The sequence below is a fragment of the Actinomadura hibisca NBRC 15177 genome (assembly GCF_001552635.1).
Lineage (GTDB): Bacteria > Actinomycetota > Actinomycetes > Streptosporangiales > Streptosporangiaceae > Spirillospora > Spirillospora hibisca.
This window is the reverse complement of sequence record NZ_BCRO01000045.1, coordinates 35,729-53,183: the sequence shown is the minus strand read 5'-3', so window position 1 is coordinate 53,183 and position 17,455 is coordinate 35,729. Positions and strand designations below refer to the sequence as shown.

The following is a 17,455-nucleotide window of genomic DNA, read 5'->3' as shown; positions in this document are numbered from 1 at the left end:
GGCGTCAGCGTAGCCAGCCCCGGCCCGGGCCGCCGGGGCGGTAACCGAGCAAGGGCTTGATCGAGTGGGCGATGTGTTCCAAATTGGAATACAAAAGAAGCGACGACCGATGAGGGGCACGATGCGGTTTTCGATGATCTTCGAGGCGCAGCTCGCCGACCCGACCGCCGAGCACGAGCGCCGGGTGCTGCACGACTGCGTCGAGCAGGCCGTGCTCGCCGAACAGGTGGGCTTCGACCGCGTGTGGGCCGTGGAGCACCACTCGCTCCGCTGGTACGCCCACATGAGCGCCCCGGAGATCTTCCTGACCTACGTCGCCGCCCGCACCAGCCGCATCCGCCTCGGCCACGGCGTGGTCTGCCTGCCGTTCAACTTCAACCACCCCGCCCGGGTCGCCGAGCGCGCCGCCATGCTGGACGTCCTGTCCGGCGGCCGTCTCGACCTCGGGGCCGGGCGCGGCGCGACCCGCCAGGAGACCACGCTGTGCGGCGTGGACCCCGCCCGCACCTACGCCGAGCTGGACGAGTCGTTGCGCGTCATCGCCTCCGCCTGGCGCGAGGACGAGCTGGAGTGGCACGGCGACCTGCTCGACATCCCGCCGCACCCCATCCTGCCGAGGCCCGTCCAGACGCCGCATCCCCCGCTGTTCCTGGCCTGCTCCAAGCGCGACACCCTCAAGCTCGCCGCCGACTACGGCGTGGGCGCGCTGGTGCTGGGTTTCGCCGGGCCCGAGCAGGTCGCCGGGATGCGCCGCGTGTACGACGAGGCGATCGCCGCGCGCACCGGCGAGCGGCAGGTGTCCACCGTCGTCAACGACCACTTCGCCGCGCTGTGCCCCACCATCGTGCTGGACGACCGCGCGGAGGCGATCCGCGTCGGCACGCGCGGCCAGCGCTTCTTCGCCCAGTCGATCGCGCACTGGTACGGCAGCGCGCCGCCGCCCGACGAGGCCGTGCGGCCCGGCGCGGACGAGACCGCCGAGATCCGCCGGGCCGCCGAGCAGCAGGTCGCCTACCTGCACGAGGCTCGCATCCCGGTGGGGCCGCACACCACGGCCACCTTCAACGCCGAGCACGCCTACGGCTCGGCCGAGGACGCCGTCGCCTACGTCGAACGCCTGGCCGCGGCCGGGGCCGACGAGGTGATGTGCCTGATCCAGATGGGCACGGTTCCACAGGAAGCCTGTCTGGAGACCATCCGGCAGTGGGGGGACAAGATCATCCCCCGCTTCCGGTGACCGCATAGATCAACGAGGAGACAACGATGTCCGGACTGCAGGACAAGGTAGTGATCGTCACTGGCGGAGCGCGCGGCCTGGGCGCCGCGGCGGCCGAGCGGATGGCGCGCGACGGGGCCCGGTTGGTGATCACCGACCTGCTCGCGGAGGAGGGGGAGAAGACCGCCGCCGGGATCGACGGCCTGTTCGTCCGGCACGACGTGACCAGCGCCGAGGACTGGCAGGCCGTGGTGAACGCCGCCGTCGAGCGCTACGGCCGGATCGACGGCCTGGTCAACAACGCGGGCATCGCCTCCAACTCGCTGATCGAGAACGAGAGCCTGGAGTACTTCGAGAAGGTCTTGAAGATCAACCTGACCGGTGTCTTCCTCGGCATGAAGTCGGTCATCGGGCCGATGAAGGCCGTCGGCGGCGGCTCGATCGTCAACATCTCCTCGGCGGCGGGCCTGACCGCGCTGCCGCTCACCTCCGGCTACGGCGCGTCCAAGTGGGGCGTGCGCGGCCTCACCAAGATCGCGGCGGTGGAGCTGGGCCACTACAGGATCCGGGTGAACTCGGTGCACCCCGGCATGACCTACACCCCGATGACCGCCGAGCACGGCGCGCAGGTGGGCGAGGGCGGCTTCCCGCTGGCCGCGCTCGGCCGGGTCGGCGTGCCCGAGGAGATCGGCGAGGCGGTGTCGTTCCTGATCTCCGACGCGGCCTCGTACATGACCGGCTCCGAGGTCGCCGTGGACGGCGGCTGGACCGCCGGCGAGGTCGTCATGATGCAGCAGATCCCCCAGTAACCAGGAGGAACCCGGCCATGCCGCTGGACCCGCACACCACCAGGGTCGTCGAGATCATGACGGCCGCCTTCCCCCCGATCGGCGGTGCCGGCGGCATCGACGCCGCCGAGGCCCGCCGCGTGCTGGCGGCCTCGGCGCGTCCGGCCACTCCCGAACCACCGGTCGGCCGGGTCGAGGATCGCATGATCCCCGGCCCGGCCGGACCGCTGCCCGTCCGGATCTACCGGCCCGATCCCGACGGGCCGGACGCCCCTCCCCCGCCACTGATGGTCTTCTTCCACGGCGGCGGCTTCGTGCTCTGTGACCTGGACAGCCACGACCGGCTGTGCCGCGTCCTGGCGTCCCGCACCGGCGCCGTCGTGGTGTCGGTCGACTACCGGCTGGCACCCGAGCACCCCTTCCCCGCCGCCGCCGAGGACGCGCGCGCCGCGCTCGCCTGGGCGCACGCCAACGCCGTCGAGCTGGGCGGCGACCCCGGCCGCGTCGTGGTCGCCGGGGACAGCGCGGGCGGCAACCTGGCGGCGGGCCTGTGCCTGCACGCCCGGGACGCGGGCGGCCCGCCGATCGCCTACCAGCTCCTGATCTACCCGGTGCTGGACGCCGCACAGGACACCGCGTCCTACCGCGAGCACGCCACCGGCGGTTTCCTGACGGCCGCGCACATGCGCTGGTACTGGGACCAGTACGCCCCGGCGGACCCGGCCGACCCGCAGGCGTCGCCGCTGCGGGCCGCCGACCTGTCGGGCCTGCCGCCCGCCTACGTCCTGACGGCCGAGTGCGACCCGGTGCGCGACGAGGGCGAGGCGTACGCGGCGCGCCTCGCCGAGGCGGGCGTCCCGGTGGAGACCCTGCGGGCGGACAACGCCTTCCACGGCTTCTTCAGCCTGGACCAGGCCCTGCCGTCCGCCGCGCAGGCACAGGACGCGGTCTTCTCGGCCCTGCGCGCCGCCCTGGCCGCTCAGGAAGCGAGGCCGTGCCGGAACGCGTAGGTCACCGCCTGCGCCCGGTCGCGCAGCCCGGCCTTGGCGAACAGGTTGTTGATGTGGGTCTTCACCGTCGCCTCGCTGATGAACAGGTCACCGGCGATCTCGGCGTTGGAGCGGCCCTGCGCGATCAGCGCCAGCACCTCGGCCTCGCGCCGGGTCAGCCCGTCGGGCAGGTCGGTGCGGCCGGCGCGCGCGGCGCGCTCGTCGGCCGCGACCGCCTCCACCAGGCGGCGCTGCACGGCCGGGTCGAGCAGCGACGCGCCGCCGCGCACCGCCGCGACCGCCTGCGCGATCTCCTCGGCCCCGGCGTCCTTGGTCAGGTAGCCGCGCGCCCCGGCGCGCAGCGCGGCGAAGATCGACTCGTCGTCGGCGTAGGTGGTCAGCACGACGACCTCGACGCCGGGGTGGTCGCGCCGGATCCGCCGGGTCGCCTCGACGCCGTCCACCCGGGGCATCCGCAGGTCCATCAGCACGACCTCGGGGCGCAGCTCGGCCACCAGCTCCACGGCCCGCTCGCCGTCCCCGGCCGCCCCGACCACCTCCAGCTCGGGCAGCAGTTCCAGCAGCAGGACCAGGCCCTCCCGCACCACCGTCTGGTCGTCGACCACCAGGACCCGCGTTCGCTCGCTCAAGCCGGCACCTTCAACGCCACCCGGAATCCCTTGTCCTCCGGCCCGGCCTCCAGGGTGCCACCGATCAGCTCGGCGCGCTCCCTCATGCCGACCAGTCCGTAACCGGCCCCGGTCAGGCCCGCGCCCACCGCGTCCAGGCCGGGTTCGGTGCTGCCGGTGTCGGTGACCTCCAGCGCCACCTCGGCGGGCCGGTAGTCCAGCACGATCCGGACGCGGGCCCCGGGCGCGTGCTTGCGGACGTTGGTGAGCGCCTCCTGCGCGGTGCGCACCACCGCCAGCCCGGCCTGCGGCGACAGTTCGCGCTGCGCCCCGGTCACCGCCACGTTCGCCGGACGGCCGGTGGCCGCGTGGAACTCCTCGGCCAGCCCGGCGAGCGCCTCGGCCACCAGCGGCGCGTCGCCGCGCAGGGCGGCCAGGGCGCGGCGGGTCTCCTCCAGCCCGGCGCGGGCCAGGTTCTGGGCGCGCTCGACGCGGTCCAGCGCGCGGGTCCGGTCGGCGTCGCGCGACAGCAGCAGCCGCGCGCCCTCCAGGTGCACGAGCTGCGCCGACAACGAGTGCGCCAGGATGTCGTGGATCTCGCGGGCCATGCGGGTGCGCTCGTCCAGCATCAGCGCGGCGGCCTCGGCCTGGCGGGTGGCGTCCTCGGCGGACCTGCGCTGCCGGGCGGCGGTCGCGCCGAGCACCACGCCGATGAACCCGGCCAGCAGCCCGTAGTCGGGCTCCCTGCCGTGCACGACGTCCCGCACCATCCAGACGACGAACAGCGCCGCCGTGCCGAACACCAGCGCCCAGCCCATCGGCAGGCGTTGCGACAGCGCCCACACGCCGGTGCCGAGCAGGAAGACACCGCCCGCGTTGTCCGGGGCCACCGCGTACAGGGCGAGCGCGGCGGCCATGCCCGCCAGGATCAGCACCGGCCCCGCCCACCTGTGGCGGCGTAGCCAGGAGCCGCGCCCGGCACAGGGCGGCCGCCACGCCCACAACCCGGCGGCCAGCAGCGCCGGGGACAGCAGGTTCAGCACCACCATCGCCAGCCCCGTCCCGTGCAGGGCCGGGCGCGGGTCGCCGAGCCACACCGAGCGCGCGTAGAGGGCCAGCGTCCAGGTCACGACGAAGGCGATCAGCAGGGGGCGGACGGGGAGGGGGCCGGATCTGGCGAGCTTCACGCCACGACGGTAAGGGCCATGCGCGGGCCGGGGCATCGGAGTGCGGGTGGAGACCGCGCCTCCACCCGGCGCGCGGCCGTTACTGGACAGTGGGTCAATACTTGCCGCGAAGTAAGTGATCCATTACGTTACGGCCGGGAACCCCGCCGCCCGGAGGTAGCGCTGATGCGCCGTGTGATTCGCTGGACCGCCCCGCTCGCCACCCCGCTCGCCACCGTCGCGCTCGCCGCGACGGCGACGCCGCCCGCCTGGAGCGCCGCCGCCCCCGCCCCGACGCGGGCCGCGCCCGCCGCCAGGTGGACGGCGCGTCCCGCCGCCTACGAGGTGGTGACCGAGAAGGACGTCGTGCTCAGGATGAGCGACGGCACCGAGCTGGTCGCCGACGTCCTGCGGCCCGGCAAGGGCGGCCGCGCCGCGCCCGGCCGCTTCCCGGTGATCGTGACGATGACGCCGTACAACAAGACCCTGCCCGGCGCGAACATGGCCAGCCAGTTCCTGGTGCAGCGCGGCTACGTGCAGGTCGTCGCCGACGTGCGCGGCACCGGCGGCTCGCGCGGCAAGTGGGAGGCGTTCAGCGCCCGCGAGCAGCGCGACGGCAAGGAGATCGTGGAGTGGGCCGCCTCCGCCAAACGGCCCTGGAGCGACGGCCGGGTCGGCATGGTCGGCGCGTCCTACGGCGGCATCAACCAGATCTTCACCGCCGCGCAGCGCCCCAAGGGCCTCAAGGCGCTGTTCCCGGTGGTGCCGATGGGCGACGCCTACCGCGACGTGATCGGCACCGGCGGCCAGCTCGGCCTCGGCTTCGTGCCGCTGTGGCTGGCCGGGGTCGGCGGGCTCGGCCTGCTGCCGCCGACCTACTCCGGCGCGGACCCGGCCAAGGCCCGCAAGGTGCTGGAGGAGCACTTCGGCAACATCGGCGACTTCCAGATCCGGATGTTGTTCGACGCGCTGACCGGCGGTCCCAAGGCGTTCGACGGGCCGTTCTACCGCGAGCGGTCGCCGCTGGAGGTCGTGGACAAGGTCGACGTGCCGACCTTCGTGGTGGGCGGCGAGTTCGACATCTTCCAGCGCAGCGAGCCGATGCTCTACCAGCGGCTGGCCAAGCGCGTCCCGGCGAAGTTCGTGTACGGGCCCTGGTACCACATCGACGGCGCCGCGCCCGCGCTCGGCCTCACCATCCCGGGCACGCCCACGCCGCCCGGACCGCCGCTCGCCGACCTCATGTTGCGCTGGTTCGACCGGTACGTGCGCGGCGCCGCCGACGCGGGCCTGGACCGCGACGTCCCGCCCGTCACCTACTTCGAGAACGGCTCGGGCAAGTGGAAGGGCGCCGGGCAGTGGCCGCCCGCCGGGGTCCGCTACCAGGCGCTGCGGCTCAGCGGCCCGGCCGCGCCCGGACGGCCCGGCAAGCTCACCGCCGGAACCGGCACCGGAACGCCGTCGGCCGTGCCCTACAACCCGCTCGCCGGATTGTGCAGCCGCTCCACCGTGCAGTGGGCGGGCGCGGGCTTCCTGAAGTACTTCGGCCTGTCCTGCGAGCACGACAACAGCCAGAACGACAAGCTCGGCGTCGTCTACGACATGCCGGTGACCAGGCCGCTGCGCCTCACCGGGCCGATCAACGCGCACCTGACGGTCTCCAGCGCCGCCAAGGACGGCCAGCTCACCGTGCGGGTCGAGGACGTCGCGCCCAACGGGAAGGCGACCCAGCTCACCGCGGGCTGGCAGGTGTTGTCGCTGCGCAAGCTGGACCAGGCGAAGACGCTGCGGCAGAACGGCCTGATCGCGCGCCCGTACCACCCCTTCACCAAGGCGTCCGCCCAGGCCATGCCGAAGAACAGGCCGGTGGCGGTGGACGTGGAGGTCTTCCCGATCGCCGCCGAGATCAAGCCCGGCCACAAGTTGCGGCTGTCGGTGCAGACCGCCGACTTCCCGCACCTGTTCCCGTCGCTCCCCCAGCTCGGCAACAGCGTCGGCAACGGGCTGAAGATCTGGCACGACCCGAAGAACCCGTCCTGGGTGGCGCTTCCGGTCGCGCCCTGACGCGGACGGCGCGGGGAGCGCAGTTCGGCGCTCCCCGCCGCCCGCCAGTCCAACGACATTTCCAGCGCGCGCCGCAGCAGGCCGGTCCACGGCACCAGCCACAGCGCCGCCAGCAGCGTCGCGACGACCTGGCGGTGCCCGGCCGCCACCAGCACGTCCCCGGCCATCGAGGCGTTGGAGCAGATCCGCCAGCCCAGCAGCGCCACCGCCACCGGCGGCAGCGCCAGCCACGGCCCGGCCGCCTTCTCCGCGGCCGTCCACCAGTCCAGCAACACCGTCTCCATCACCGCTCCCACCCGCCGAACACCGTGATCACCACGGTGCCGGTGCCGGGGTGGGCCCGTCGGTAACGGAGATGTCCGACCTGGGGTGGCACTAGCTCCACCCCCGGCTCACTTCCCGCCCGCCGCGCCGGGGTCCGCCGTGCGCGTGCGCCCGATCAGCAGCCGGTTGACCAGCCACAACACGACCCCGACCGCGATGAGGACCGCCGCCCGCAGGTAGACCGCGCCCTCCCGCCCGGTGATCGGCAGGGTGAGGACCAGGCAGGCGACCGCGCCCAGCGCGGGCATCCACGTCGGGGCCCGGAAGTGCTCGTGCTCGACGCTCTCTCGGCGCAGCACCAGCACGCAGACGTTCACCACCGCGAACACCACCAGCAGGAGCAGCACCGTGGTGTCGGCGAGCCCGCCGACCTCGCCGGTGCTGACCAGGATCGCCGCCAGCCCCACGGTGAACAGGATCGCCGCCCACGGCGTGCGCCGCGCCGGGTGCACGACCCCGAGCGCCTTCGGCACGATGCCCTCGCGCGCCATGCCGTAGACCAGCCGCGACGCCATGATCATGTTGATCAGCGCGGTGTTGCCGACCGCCAGCAGCGCGATGAGCGCGAACAGCTTGGGCGGGAAGCTCAGCCCGGCGGCCTTCACCACCTCCAGCAGCGGCCCGGTGGACTCCCGCAACGTCTCGGTCTCCACCAGCATCGTCGCGGTGAACGCCACCGCCACGTAGATCACCACCGTGACGGCCAGGCCGCCGAACAGCGCCGCCGGGAAGTCGCGCGCGGGCTCCTTGGCCTCCTCCGCCAGGTTGACCGAGTCCTCGAAGCCGAGCAGCGCGTAGAAGGCGAGCGCCGTGCCGCCCAGCACGCCGAGGAACGCGCCGTTGGCCGGGTGGAACTCCAGCGCCCGGCCCGGGTCGCCGTCCCCGGTGACCAGCGCGAACACCCCGATCACCATGATGACCAGCAGCCCGAACGCCTCCACCAGCGTCAGCGCCACGTTCACCTTGATCGACTCGGAGATGCCGGCCAGGTTCACCAGCGTGACCAGCGCCAGGAAGCCCAGCGCGCCCACCAGTGTGGGCAGCGACACGAACTCGGCCAGGTACTCACCGCCGAACGCCCGCGCCGCCGCGCTGGCGGAGGTGATGCCGCTCATCATCACCGCGAACGCCACGATGAAGGTCACGAACGGGACGCCGAACGCCCGGTTGGTGTACAGCGCCGCGCCCGCCGCCTGCGGGTACTTGCCGACCAACTCCACGTAGGCGGTGGCTGTCAGCGCCGCCAGCACGAACGCGACCAGGAACGGGATCCACACCGCCCCGCCGACCTTCTCCGACACCTGCCCGACCAGGGCGTAGATGCCCGCCCCCAGGATGTCCCCGACCACGAACAACATCAGCACCTTGCGCCCGATGACGCGCCGCAGCCCGCCGTCGAGTTGCCGTGGGTCGACCGGTTCGACCGACGCGTCCGCCATGCGACCACTCCTCAGGTCCCTTTCCGTGCGGAAGGACTACCCACCGAAATGCGTGCATATCGGCGGCGAGGGCAGCGGAACGGCGCATCGGCCGCCGAACGCGCCAGGCCCCCGCCGCCCGGAGGGGCGGCGGGGGCCTGGCAAGGGTTCGGCAGGGCCTCCGGACGGGCCTAGGGCCTGTCTCAAAGACCTCAGCCGTCGCGCGAGTGACTAACTGTCCCGGCGGGGCGAAGCCAAAGGCGAGCCCCGCCGGGACAGATCGCGAAGCGATGCGGCACTCGCCAAGGCACGGTCAGCGGGCGAGCCGCCAGGCGAGCCCGCTGGGCCGAGACTTCAATGAACACCGTCTAGAGGTCGATGCGCTCGGCGTCCAGCTCGGACGCGCCCGCCGTGATGAACTCGCGGCGCGGCGCGACCTCGCTGCCCATCAGCAGGTCGAAGATCTTGGCCGCCTCCTCGGCGTCCTCGATGCGGATGCGGCGCAGGATGCGGTGGCGCGGGTCCATGGTGGTCTCGGCCAGCTGGTCGGCGTCCATCTCGCCCAGGCCCTTGTAGCGCTGGACCGGCTCCTTCCAGGACTGGCCCTTGCGCTCGAACTCCACCAGCTTGCGGCGCAGCTCGGCGTCGCTGTAGCAGTAGACGTACTTCTCCTGGCCCCGCTTGGGCCGCACCAACTCGATGCGGTGCAGCGGCGGGACCGCCGCGAACACCCGCCCGGCCGCCAGCATCGGGTTCATGTAGCGGTACAGCAGGGTGAGCAGCAGGCAGCGGATGTGCGAGCCGTCCACGTCGGCATCCGCCATCAGGATGATGCGGCCGTAGCGGGCGGCGTCGATGTCGAACGAGCGGCCCGAGCCCGCGCCCAGCACCTGGATGATCGCGGCGCACTCGGCGTTCTTGAGCATGTCGGCGACCGACGCCTTCTGCACGTTCAGGATCTTGCCGCGGATCGGCAGCAGCGCCTGGAACTCCGAGTCGCGCGCGAGCTTGGCGGTGCCGAGCGCCGAGTCGCCCTCGACGATGAACAGCTCGCTGCGGTCGTCGGCGGTGCGGCAGTCGACCAGCTTGGCGGGCAGCGCCGAGTTCTCCAGGGCGTTCTTGCGGCGCTGGTTGTCGCGCTGGGTGCGGGCGGCGATGCGGGTCTTGGCCGCGCCGACGACCTTCTCCAGCACGGTGCGCAGCTGCTGCTTCTGGCTGCGCGACGGGTTGTCGAAGATCGCCTTGAGCTCCTTGGCGACCACCGCGGACACGATGCGGGTGGCGGCCGAGGTGCCGAGGATCTCCTTGGTCTGGCCCTCGAACTGCGGCTCGGGCAGCCGGACGGTGATGACGGCCGTCAGGCCCTCCAGGACGTCCTCCTTGATGACGTCCTCGTCGCCGTTCTTCAGCAGCTTGACCGCGCGGAGCTGCTCGTTGAGCACCCGGAGCAGGGCGCGCTCGAAGCCGCGCACGTGGGTGCCGCCCTTGGGGGTGGCGATCACGTTGACGAACGAGCGCACGTTGGTGTCGTAGCCGGTTCCCCAGCGCAGCGCGACGTCCACGTCCAGGTCGCGGGCCACGTCGGTGGGGATCAGGTGGCCCTGCTCGTCCAGCACCGGCACGGTCTCGGTGAAGTGGCCGCTGCCGCGCAGCCGCAGCACGTCGACGATCGGGTTGTCCTTGGCGAGGTAGGTGGTGAACTCGCCGATGCCGCCCTCGAAGTGGAAGCTCTCCTCGACCGCCTGCTCGCCGCGCTCGTCGCGCACGTCGATGGTGAGGCCCGGGATGAGGAAGGCGGTCTGCCGCATCCGGTCCATGACCAGGGACTGCTCGACGGTGGCGTCCTTGAGGAAGATCTGCAGGTCGGGCCAGAACCGGACCCGGGTGCCGGTGACCCGGCGGGCGATCTTGCGGACGGTGCGCACGCCGGACCGCTTCTTGAAGCGCGCGTTCGGACGGCCGTCGTCGGCGAACTCGCCGGGCAGGCCGCGCTTGAAGCTGATGGCGTGGGTGGCGCCGTCGCGGTCGACCTCGACGTCCATGCGCTCGGACAGGGCGTTGACGACCGAGGCGCCGACGCCGTGCAGGCCGCCGGAGGCGGTGTAGGACACGCCGCCGAACTTGCCGCCGGCGTGCAGGCGGGTCATGACCAGCTCGACGCCGGGCAGCTTGGTCTTCGGCTCGATGTCGACCGGGATGCCACGGCCGTTGTCACCGACCTCGAAGGAGCCGTCGGCGCGCATGATCACGCTGATGTGGGTGCAGTGCCCGGCCAGGGCCTCGTCGACGCAGTTGTCGACGATCTCCCACAGGCAGTGGGCGAGGCCCCGGCTGTCGGTGGACCCGATGTACATGCCGGGGCGCTTGCGGACGGCCTCCAGCCCCTCCAGCACCGAGAGGTGCCGGGCGGAGTAGCCCTGCGGGTCGTCGGTCACGGGTTCGGCTGTGGCGGCGGTCAACTGCGTGTGCTCCTCGGGGGTAGGACGATCGCCACGAGGGTACCCCCGGGCTCCGACATTCCACGCGCAGGCTCGCCGCCTGGGGCGTCCGGCCGGGTGCGCGGCCCGGGTGGAGATCCCCGGCTCCACCCGTGGGCGGGTGTTCCGCGGCGGCCCGGTGCCTAGTGTCCGCATCATGGCACACACCATCAGCGTGCACGGGCTGCGCAAGCGTTACGGGCGGGTGCGGGCGGTCGACGACGTCGCCTTCGAGGTGGGGTCCGGGGAGTTCTTCGGCATCCTCGGCCCCAACGGGGCGGGCAAGACCACCCTCCTGGAGATCATCGAGGGGCTGCGGGAGGCCGACGAGGGCGAGGTGTCGCTGCTGGGGCTGTCGCCGTGGCCGCGCAACCACGCGCTGCTGCCCCGGATCGGCGTGCAGCTCCAGGCGTCGTCGTTCTTCGAGCGGCTGACCGCGCGCGAGCAGCTGCGGACGTTCGGCTCCCTGTACGGCGTCCCCGGCCAGAAGGCCGACGCGATGCTGGAGGAGGTCGGTCTCACCGACAAGGCCGACGTCCGCGTCGAGAAGTTGTCGGGCGGCCAGGCGCAGCGGTTGTCGATCGCGTGCGCGCTGGTCCACGACCCGGAGCTGGTCTTCCTGGACGAGCCCACGGCCGCCCTGGACCCCCAGGCGCGCCGCAACCTGTGGGACGTGTTGCGCCGCATCAACACCGAGGGCCGCACCGTCGTGCTGACCACGCACTACATGGACGAGGCCGAGGCGCTCTGCGACCGCGTGGCGATCATGGACGCGGGCCGGATCCTGCGGCTGGACCCGCCGGCGGCGCTGGTGCGGGGCCTGGACGCGCCGACGCGGATCAGCGTGGCGGCCGGGACGCTCGCCCCGGCCGAGGCGCGCGCCCTGCCGGGGGCCGACGACGCGGCCGACGACGGCGTCTCCCTGGTGATCTCCACGCGGGACCCCTCGGCGGTGGTGGCGGCGCTGTCGGCCAAGGACGCCCTGACGGGCGTGCGCATCCAGGGCGCGACCCTGGAGGACGTCTTCCTCGACCTGACCGGACGGGAGTACCGGGCATGAGCGGTTTCAAGAGCCTGTCCAGGGCGATGTTCCTGGGCTTCCTGCGGGACCGGGGGGCGCTGTTCTTCACCGTCCTGTTCCCGCTGATGTTCCTGGTGGTCTTCGGCGGCGTGTTCGGCGGCCAGACCACCTCCAAGGTCACCGTCGTGCAGGTCGGGCCCGCGCCGGTCCTGGAGCGGGCGATGGCGCACGGCGGCGGCGAGCTGGCGAAGGTGCTCAGGGTCGAGCGCAGCGACGATCTCGACGGCTCCGTGCGCAAGGTCAAGAAGGGCGACGCCGACGCGGTCGTGCAGCAGCAGGGGAACACGCTGGCGGTGCGCTTCTCGGCGGCCGACCAGGTCAAGTCGGGCACCGTCCAGGGGCTCATGAACTCGATCGTGCAGGCGTCCAACCAGGCCGCCTCGGGCAAACCCCCCGTCTACTCGCTGACCTCCCAGCGGGTCGAGGACGAGTCCATGACGGCGATCCAGTTCTTCACGCCGAGCCTGCTGGGCTGGGCGCTGGCCTCGGCGGGCGTCTTCGGGGCCTCCCAGACGCTGGTCAACTGGCGGACCAAGGGCATCCTGCGGCGGTTGCGGCTGTCGCCGGTGCCGATCCCGACGGTGTTCGGGGCCCGCGTGGCGGTGAGCCTGGTGGTGGCGATGGTGCAGCTGGCGCTGTTCCTGGGCGTGGCGCAGCTGCCGTTCTTCGGGCTCCAGCTCCGGGACGCCTGGTGGATGGCGATCCCGCTGGTGTTGTCGGGGGTGCTGGCGTTCCTGGCGATCGGGATGGTGATCGGGGCGTGGGCCAAGACGCAGGAGACCGCGCAGACCGTCACCCAGGCGGTCGTGCTGCCGATGGCGTTCCTGGGCGGGTCCTTCTTCCCGCTGGACGCCTCCCCGACCTGGATGCGCACGTTGTCGTACATCTTCCCGTTGCGTTATCTGAACGAGGGAATGTTGAACGTCATGGGCCGCGGTCTCGGCCCCGCGTCGGCACTTCCGCAGATCGCGATACTGCTGGGCGTGGCGGTCGTGGGCGCTTTGGTCGCGGCGCGCCTGTTCCGCTGGGACTCCGCTTAACGGGCGAACACCCCGCGTTGATGTGACCTCGGTCACTTAGGGGCCCATTCTGCTCTGGGCGTACGCGGAACCAGATTGGGAACGTCCTGGTCGGGTTAGATGTTCTCCTAAGTACCGACCCCGAGCATGAGGAAGGTGCCGTGACTGGAGCCCTTGCCCCGACCAAGCCGCTGACCGTCGCAGACCGTTGCGACCGCTGTGGCGCCCAGGCCTACGTCCGAGCTGTCCTTGTAGGCGGCGGCGACCTTCTGTTCTGCGCCCACCACGGACGCAAGTACGCAGAGGCGCTCCGTGAGAACGGGGCCGACATTCAGGACGAGAGCGACAGGCTGCATGAAAAGCCGGCACTGGTCGCCGACGACCAGTAGCCCTGAACATAAATGAATCGCGGAACGGCGGTCACCGGAGACGGTGACCGCCGTTCGCATTTCCGCAGCCGATCTTCGCAGCGGAGACGACAATGTGTAACAACGCGACCACAATCTGTAACTAATTAAGTGCACGCTTCTCCGGCCCCTCCTTCCCGCCTCTTATCCTGGTCGACGGCGGGCGCGCGTTCGGTCGCGCCCGTATTCGGGATTTCCTAGTCGTTCGGGGGGATCGGTGCGCATTCTGCTGCCGCCGTCGGAGAAGAAGGCCGGCATCGGAGACGAGCCTCCCCTCGACCTGGCGAAACTCAGCTTCCCCGAGCTGAACCCCACCCGCGGGCGTGTGCTCGCGGCCCTGGGCGAGGTCTGCTGCCGCCCCGACGCCCCGGAGGTGCTGGGCCTGCCCAACGGGCAGATCGCCGACGCCCTGGCCCGCAACCAGGAGCTCCGCGAGGCCCCCACGCTGCCCGTCGCGCGCCTCTACACCGGCGTCCTCTACGACAACCTGGACCTCGCCGCCCTGGACGCCGACCGCGCCGCCGAGCAGATCATCGTGTTCTCCGGGCTGTGGGGCGCGCTGCGGCTCACCGACCGCATCCCCCCGTACCGCCTGGCCATGAACGTCACGCTGCCGCCCGAGGGCAGGCTGGCGGCCGTCTGGCGGCCCGCGCTGAACGACGCCCTCCGCCTGGACGGGCTGGTCGTGGACATGCGCTCGGGCCCCTACGCGGCCGCGTGGAAGGCCCCGCAACCCGCCGTGGCGGTGCGGGTGTTCCGGGAACGCATCCTCGGCGGGGTGCCCAAGCGCACCGTCGTCAGCCACATGGCCAAGGCCACCCGCGGCAAGATCGCCCACGACCTCCTGGCGGCCGGGGCCGACCCGCGCACCCCCGAGGAGCTCCAGAAGGCCGTCGCCGAACTGGGGCACACGGTGGAGCTGAACGGCACCGACCTGGACGTCATCCTGACCGCGTGACCGGCTGCTCCGCCAGCACGTTCAGGTGGCGGCACGCCTTGAGGTACTGGCCCGCCACGTTGCCGCCCAGGTAGGTCCACGGCAGGCCGCTGGGCCGGCCGAAGGTGCGCAGCAGGTGCTGGCGGGCGGGCCGCCGCGCGTCGGCCAGGTGGAACGCCGCGCCGAACAGGTTGTGCGCCTCCACCGTGCGCGGATGCGGCCGCGGCCCCTCGAACCAGCCGCGCGCCGCCTCCGTCACGTCCCTGATCTCCTCGGCCGCGAACCACGACGACGCGCCGCGCAGCACGCCGGTCCGCTCCTGCACGAAGTACTCGAAGTAGGCCAGCGGCACCAGCGCCGCCCGGGGGTCGCGACGATCGGCGGTGCCCATCGCCACCCGCGCGAAGTCGAACATCTCCTCCGGCATCCCGCCCCACTGCGGCGACAGGCTGACCACCCGCGCCACGTGCGCGCCGTACAACGTCGGGCAGCGGCGCACCACCTGCCGCCACAACGCGTCCTTGTCGGCACGCTCCAGATCCAGCCCGAGCGCCAGCCACAACATCGCCTCCCACGGGACGGCGTCGTCGGGGCGCAGCTCGGCGGCGTTCATCAGCGGCTCGCGGGCCGCCTGCATCAGCCGGGTGTAGGTCGTGTAACCGGCCGCCTGCACCGCGCGGGCGCGCGCGTCAGGCCGCACGCGCCACGCCTCCTCCACCCGGGTGCGGCCCAGCCACAACCACAGGTCGGGGTTGGCGGGGTTCTCGGCCAGCAGCGCCTCGATGCCCCGGCTCCAGCCGACCGCGGCCTTGGCCAGCGCCTCCACGCGCACCGACCGGAGCTCGGGATTCTGGCCGGTCTCGGCCAGGACGTGCGCGCCGAACCGCAGGTGCCGGTCGGCGACGGCGCTGACGGCCCGGTCCAGGACGGGGTCCAGCCAGGGACGCCCGTCGATCACTCGCATCGCGCGGGGGCGGGTCGCGACGACCCCGCCGGGCAGGTTCCGCTCCACCGCACCTCCAGGTGCCCGGTCAAGCTCGGTGACTCCCACAGGACCGCAAGCGTAGGAAGGGGCGGGGCGGCGGACGCTACTTCAATGTAAATAGTGTGTTACATGCCGACAGGTAACTTGACCTGGGATTTTTCACCAGGTCAGCGGAAAGTCTCACCGGAGTGACCGGAAAGGGTACACACGGCCGTAACCCGGCCTGCGCGGACGCCCACCAAGCGCAGAACCCCCGTCCCAACGAGGGAACGGGGGTCCTACCGAACGATCTTTAGGCGGCGCCGGAGACGGCTCAGTCCAGGTAGTCGCGCAGGACCTGGGACCGGGACGGGTGGCGCAGCTTGGACATGGTCTTGGACTCGATCTGCCGGATGCGCTCGCGGGTGACCCCGTACACCTTGCCGATCTCGTCCAGCGTCTTCGGCTGGCCGTCGGTCAGGCCGAAGCGCATCGACACCACGCCCGCCTCGCGCTCGGACAGGGTGTCCAGCACCGAGTGCAGCTGCTCCTGGAGCAGGGTGAAGCTGACCGCGTCGGCCGGGACGATCGCCTCGGAGTCCTCGATCAGGTCGCCGAACTCGCTGTCGCCGTCCTCGCCCAGCGGGGTGTGCAGGGAGATCGGCTCGCGGCCGTACTTCTGGACCTCGACCACCTTCTCGGGGGTCATGTCCAGCTCCTTGGCCAGCTCCTCCGGGGTGGGCTCGCGGCCCAGGTCCTGGAGCATCTGGCGCTGCACGCGGGCCAGCTTGTTGATGACCTCGACCATGTGCACCGGGATGCGGATGGTGCGGGCCTGGTCGGCCATCGCGCGGGTGATCGCCTGCCGGATCCACCAGGTGGCGTAGGTGGAGAACTTGTAGCCCTTGGTGTAGTCGAACTTCTCCACCGCGCGGATCAGACCGAGGTTGCCCTCCTGGATCAGGTCCAGGAACAACATGCCGCGGCCGGTGTAGCGCTTGGCCAGCGAGACCACCAGGCGGAGGTTGGCCTCCAGCAGGTGGTTCTTGGCGCGCCGGCCGTCCTCGGCGATCCACTCGAAGTCTTCCAGGTCGTCCTCGGACATCGCCGGGCCGTCGGTGGCCAGGCGCTCCTCGGCGAACAGGCCGGCCTCGATGCGCTTGGCGAGCTCGACCTCCTGCTCGGCGTTGAGCAGCGGGACCTTGCCGATCTGCTTGAGGTAGTCCTTGACCGGGTCGGCGGTGGCGCCGGCCGCGGCGATCTGCTGGGCCGGGGCGTCCTCGTCGTCGTCGCCGAGCACGAAGGTCTCGTCGTCGGACTTGACCGGGACGCCGGGCGCCGCGGGCTTGGCGCCCTTGGCGGCGGCGGCCGGGGCGGCGGCCTCCTCGGCCTCCTCCGGCTCCTCGGTCTCGGCCTCCAGCTCGACCTCGACCTCCAGGTCGGTCAGGTCCTCGTCGAGGTCGGTGACGTCGACGTCGTCCTCGAGCTCGGGGTCGTCGCCGTCCTTGGCCTTCTTGACCGGGCCCTTGGCGGTCTCGCCGGCGGGCGTCTTGGCGGCGGCCTTCTTCGGCTTGGCCGGGCCCTTCTTGGGCTCGGCCTTCTTCGCCGCGGGCGGGCGGGGCTTGGGCGTGGCCTCCTCGTCGTCGCTGACGACGGCGGTCACGGTCTCGGGCTGCTGCTCCTTGGCGGCAGCGGCGGTCTTGGGCCTACGCGCCGGCGGCGCCGCGCGCTTGCGCGGCCGCTTCGGCGCCGCGGAGTCGGCAGCGCTCACCACGACGGTCACACCCTCCTTGCTGAGGCTCCGCAGGATGCTGGAGGCCTTCGACACGGGGATGTCGGCCTCCTCGAACGTACGGCGTACGTCGTCGGCTTCGAGGTAACCCTGGGACCGTCCACGCTCGATCAGTTGCGCGATGACGTGCTCGTGCAGATCTGACGCTTTCGAGGTCGAGCTAGCAGGCGACACAAATACCTCT

15 protein-coding genes are annotated in these 17,455 nt (G+C 72.0%); 9 read left to right on the top strand and 6 right to left on the bottom strand.

Features of this window, described 5'->3' with window-relative positions:
* The first annotated feature begins 121 nt into the window (after positions 1-121).
* The 3 genes from AH6_RS22350 to lipP1 are packed head-to-tail and all read left to right on the top strand — an operon-like array spanning position 122 to position 3,014.
* Complete coding sequence (locus tag AH6_RS22350) at positions 122-1,237, top strand: LLM class flavin-dependent oxidoreductase (RefSeq protein WP_067482963.1); 1,116 nt, start codon at positions 122-124, stop codon at positions 1,235-1,237.
* A 26-nt stretch (positions 1,238-1,263) separates the two neighbouring features.
* Positions 1,264-2,025, top strand: a complete 762-nt coding sequence (locus AH6_RS22345; protein ID WP_067482962.1) for a glucose 1-dehydrogenase — start codon at positions 1,264-1,266, stop codon at positions 2,023-2,025.
* 17 nt (positions 2,026-2,042) lie between these two features.
* On the top strand, positions 2,043-3,014 hold the full coding sequence (lipP1, locus tag AH6_RS22340; protein ID WP_067482961.1) for a LipP1 family hormone-sensitive lipase: 972 nt from the start codon (positions 2,043-2,045) through the stop codon (positions 3,012-3,014).
* Here lipP1 and AH6_RS22335 read toward each other — a convergent pair.
* Together AH6_RS22335 and AH6_RS22330 are read right to left on the bottom strand one after the other, a co-directional pair.
* On the bottom strand, positions 2,984-3,643 hold the full coding sequence (locus AH6_RS22335) for a response regulator (protein ID WP_067482960.1): 660 nt from the start codon (positions 3,641-3,643) through the stop codon (positions 2,984-2,986). The genes lipP1 and AH6_RS22335 overlap by 31 nt on opposite strands.
* Positions 3,640-4,809 carry a sensor histidine kinase gene (locus AH6_RS22330; protein ID WP_067482959.1) on the bottom strand — a complete coding sequence of 390 codons (1,170 nt, stop codon included), beginning with the start codon at positions 4,807-4,809 and terminating at the stop codon, positions 3,640-3,642. The genes AH6_RS22335 and AH6_RS22330 overlap by 4 nt, the downstream gene beginning before the upstream one ends.
* A gap of 165 nt (positions 4,810-4,974) precedes the next feature.
* Here AH6_RS22330 and AH6_RS22325 point away from each other — a divergent pair, with 165 nt between their 5' ends.
* On the top strand, positions 4,975-6,852 hold the full coding sequence (locus tag AH6_RS22325; protein ID WP_067482957.1) for a CocE/NonD family hydrolase: 1,878 nt from the start codon (positions 4,975-4,977) through the stop codon (positions 6,850-6,852).
* 174 nt (positions 6,853-7,026) lie between these two features.
* Positions 7,027-7,164, top strand: coding sequence for a hypothetical protein (locus AH6_RS43955; protein WP_157431631.1), 138 nt, complete (start codon positions 7,027-7,029; stop codon positions 7,162-7,164).
* 80 nt (positions 7,165-7,244) lie between these two features.
* Here AH6_RS43955 and AH6_RS22320 read toward each other — a convergent pair whose 3' ends face one another.
* Positions 7,245-8,615 (bottom strand): APC family permease, encoded by a 1,371-nt coding sequence (locus AH6_RS22320; protein WP_067482955.1) that lies wholly within the window; start codon positions 8,613-8,615, stop codon positions 7,245-7,247.
* Positions 8,616-8,962: 347 nt separating this feature from the next.
* Positions 8,963-11,053 (bottom strand): DNA gyrase/topoisomerase IV subunit B, encoded by a 2,091-nt coding sequence (locus AH6_RS22315; protein ID WP_067482953.1) that lies wholly within the window; start codon positions 11,051-11,053, stop codon positions 8,963-8,965.
* Positions 11,054-11,228: 175 nt separating this feature from the next.
* Between AH6_RS22315 and AH6_RS22310 the strand changes: the two genes are divergently transcribed.
* The 4 genes from AH6_RS22310 (at position 11,229) to AH6_RS22295 (ending at position 14,536) form a co-directional block, all read left to right on the top strand.
* Entirely contained in the window at positions 11,229-12,131 is a 903-nt protein-coding gene (locus AH6_RS22310; protein ID WP_067482951.1) for an ABC transporter ATP-binding protein, read from the top strand.
* A complete protein-coding gene (locus tag AH6_RS22305; RefSeq protein ID WP_067482949.1) occupies positions 12,128-13,192 on the top strand; it encodes an ABC transporter permease in 1,065 nt (354 codons plus the stop codon). The genes AH6_RS22310 and AH6_RS22305 overlap by 4 nt, the downstream gene beginning before the upstream one ends.
* Positions 13,193-13,332: 140 nt before the next feature.
* Positions 13,333-13,560: a DUF7455 domain-containing protein gene (locus AH6_RS46030; RefSeq protein WP_067482947.1), complete on the top strand. Its 228-nt coding sequence runs from the start codon at positions 13,333-13,335 to the stop codon at positions 13,558-13,560.
* 235 nt (positions 13,561-13,795) lie between these two features.
* The gene (locus AH6_RS22295) at positions 13,796-14,536 is read left to right on the top strand and encodes a YaaA family protein (protein WP_067482945.1); all 741 of its coding nucleotides are present in this window, start codon (positions 13,796-13,798) and stop codon (positions 14,534-14,536) included.
* Here the strand turns inward: AH6_RS22295 and AH6_RS22290 are convergent.
* On the bottom strand, positions 14,520-15,527 hold the full coding sequence (locus AH6_RS22290; protein ID WP_067482943.1) for a hypothetical protein: 1,008 nt from the start codon (positions 15,525-15,527) through the stop codon (positions 14,520-14,522). The genes AH6_RS22295 and AH6_RS22290 overlap by 17 nt on opposite strands.
* A gap of 286 nt (positions 15,528-15,813) precedes the next feature.
* On the bottom strand, positions 15,814-17,445 hold the full coding sequence (locus AH6_RS22285) for an RNA polymerase sigma factor (protein ID WP_083983338.1): 1,632 nt from the start codon (positions 17,443-17,445) through the stop codon (positions 15,814-15,816).
* Positions 17,446-17,455 lie beyond the last annotated feature (10 nt).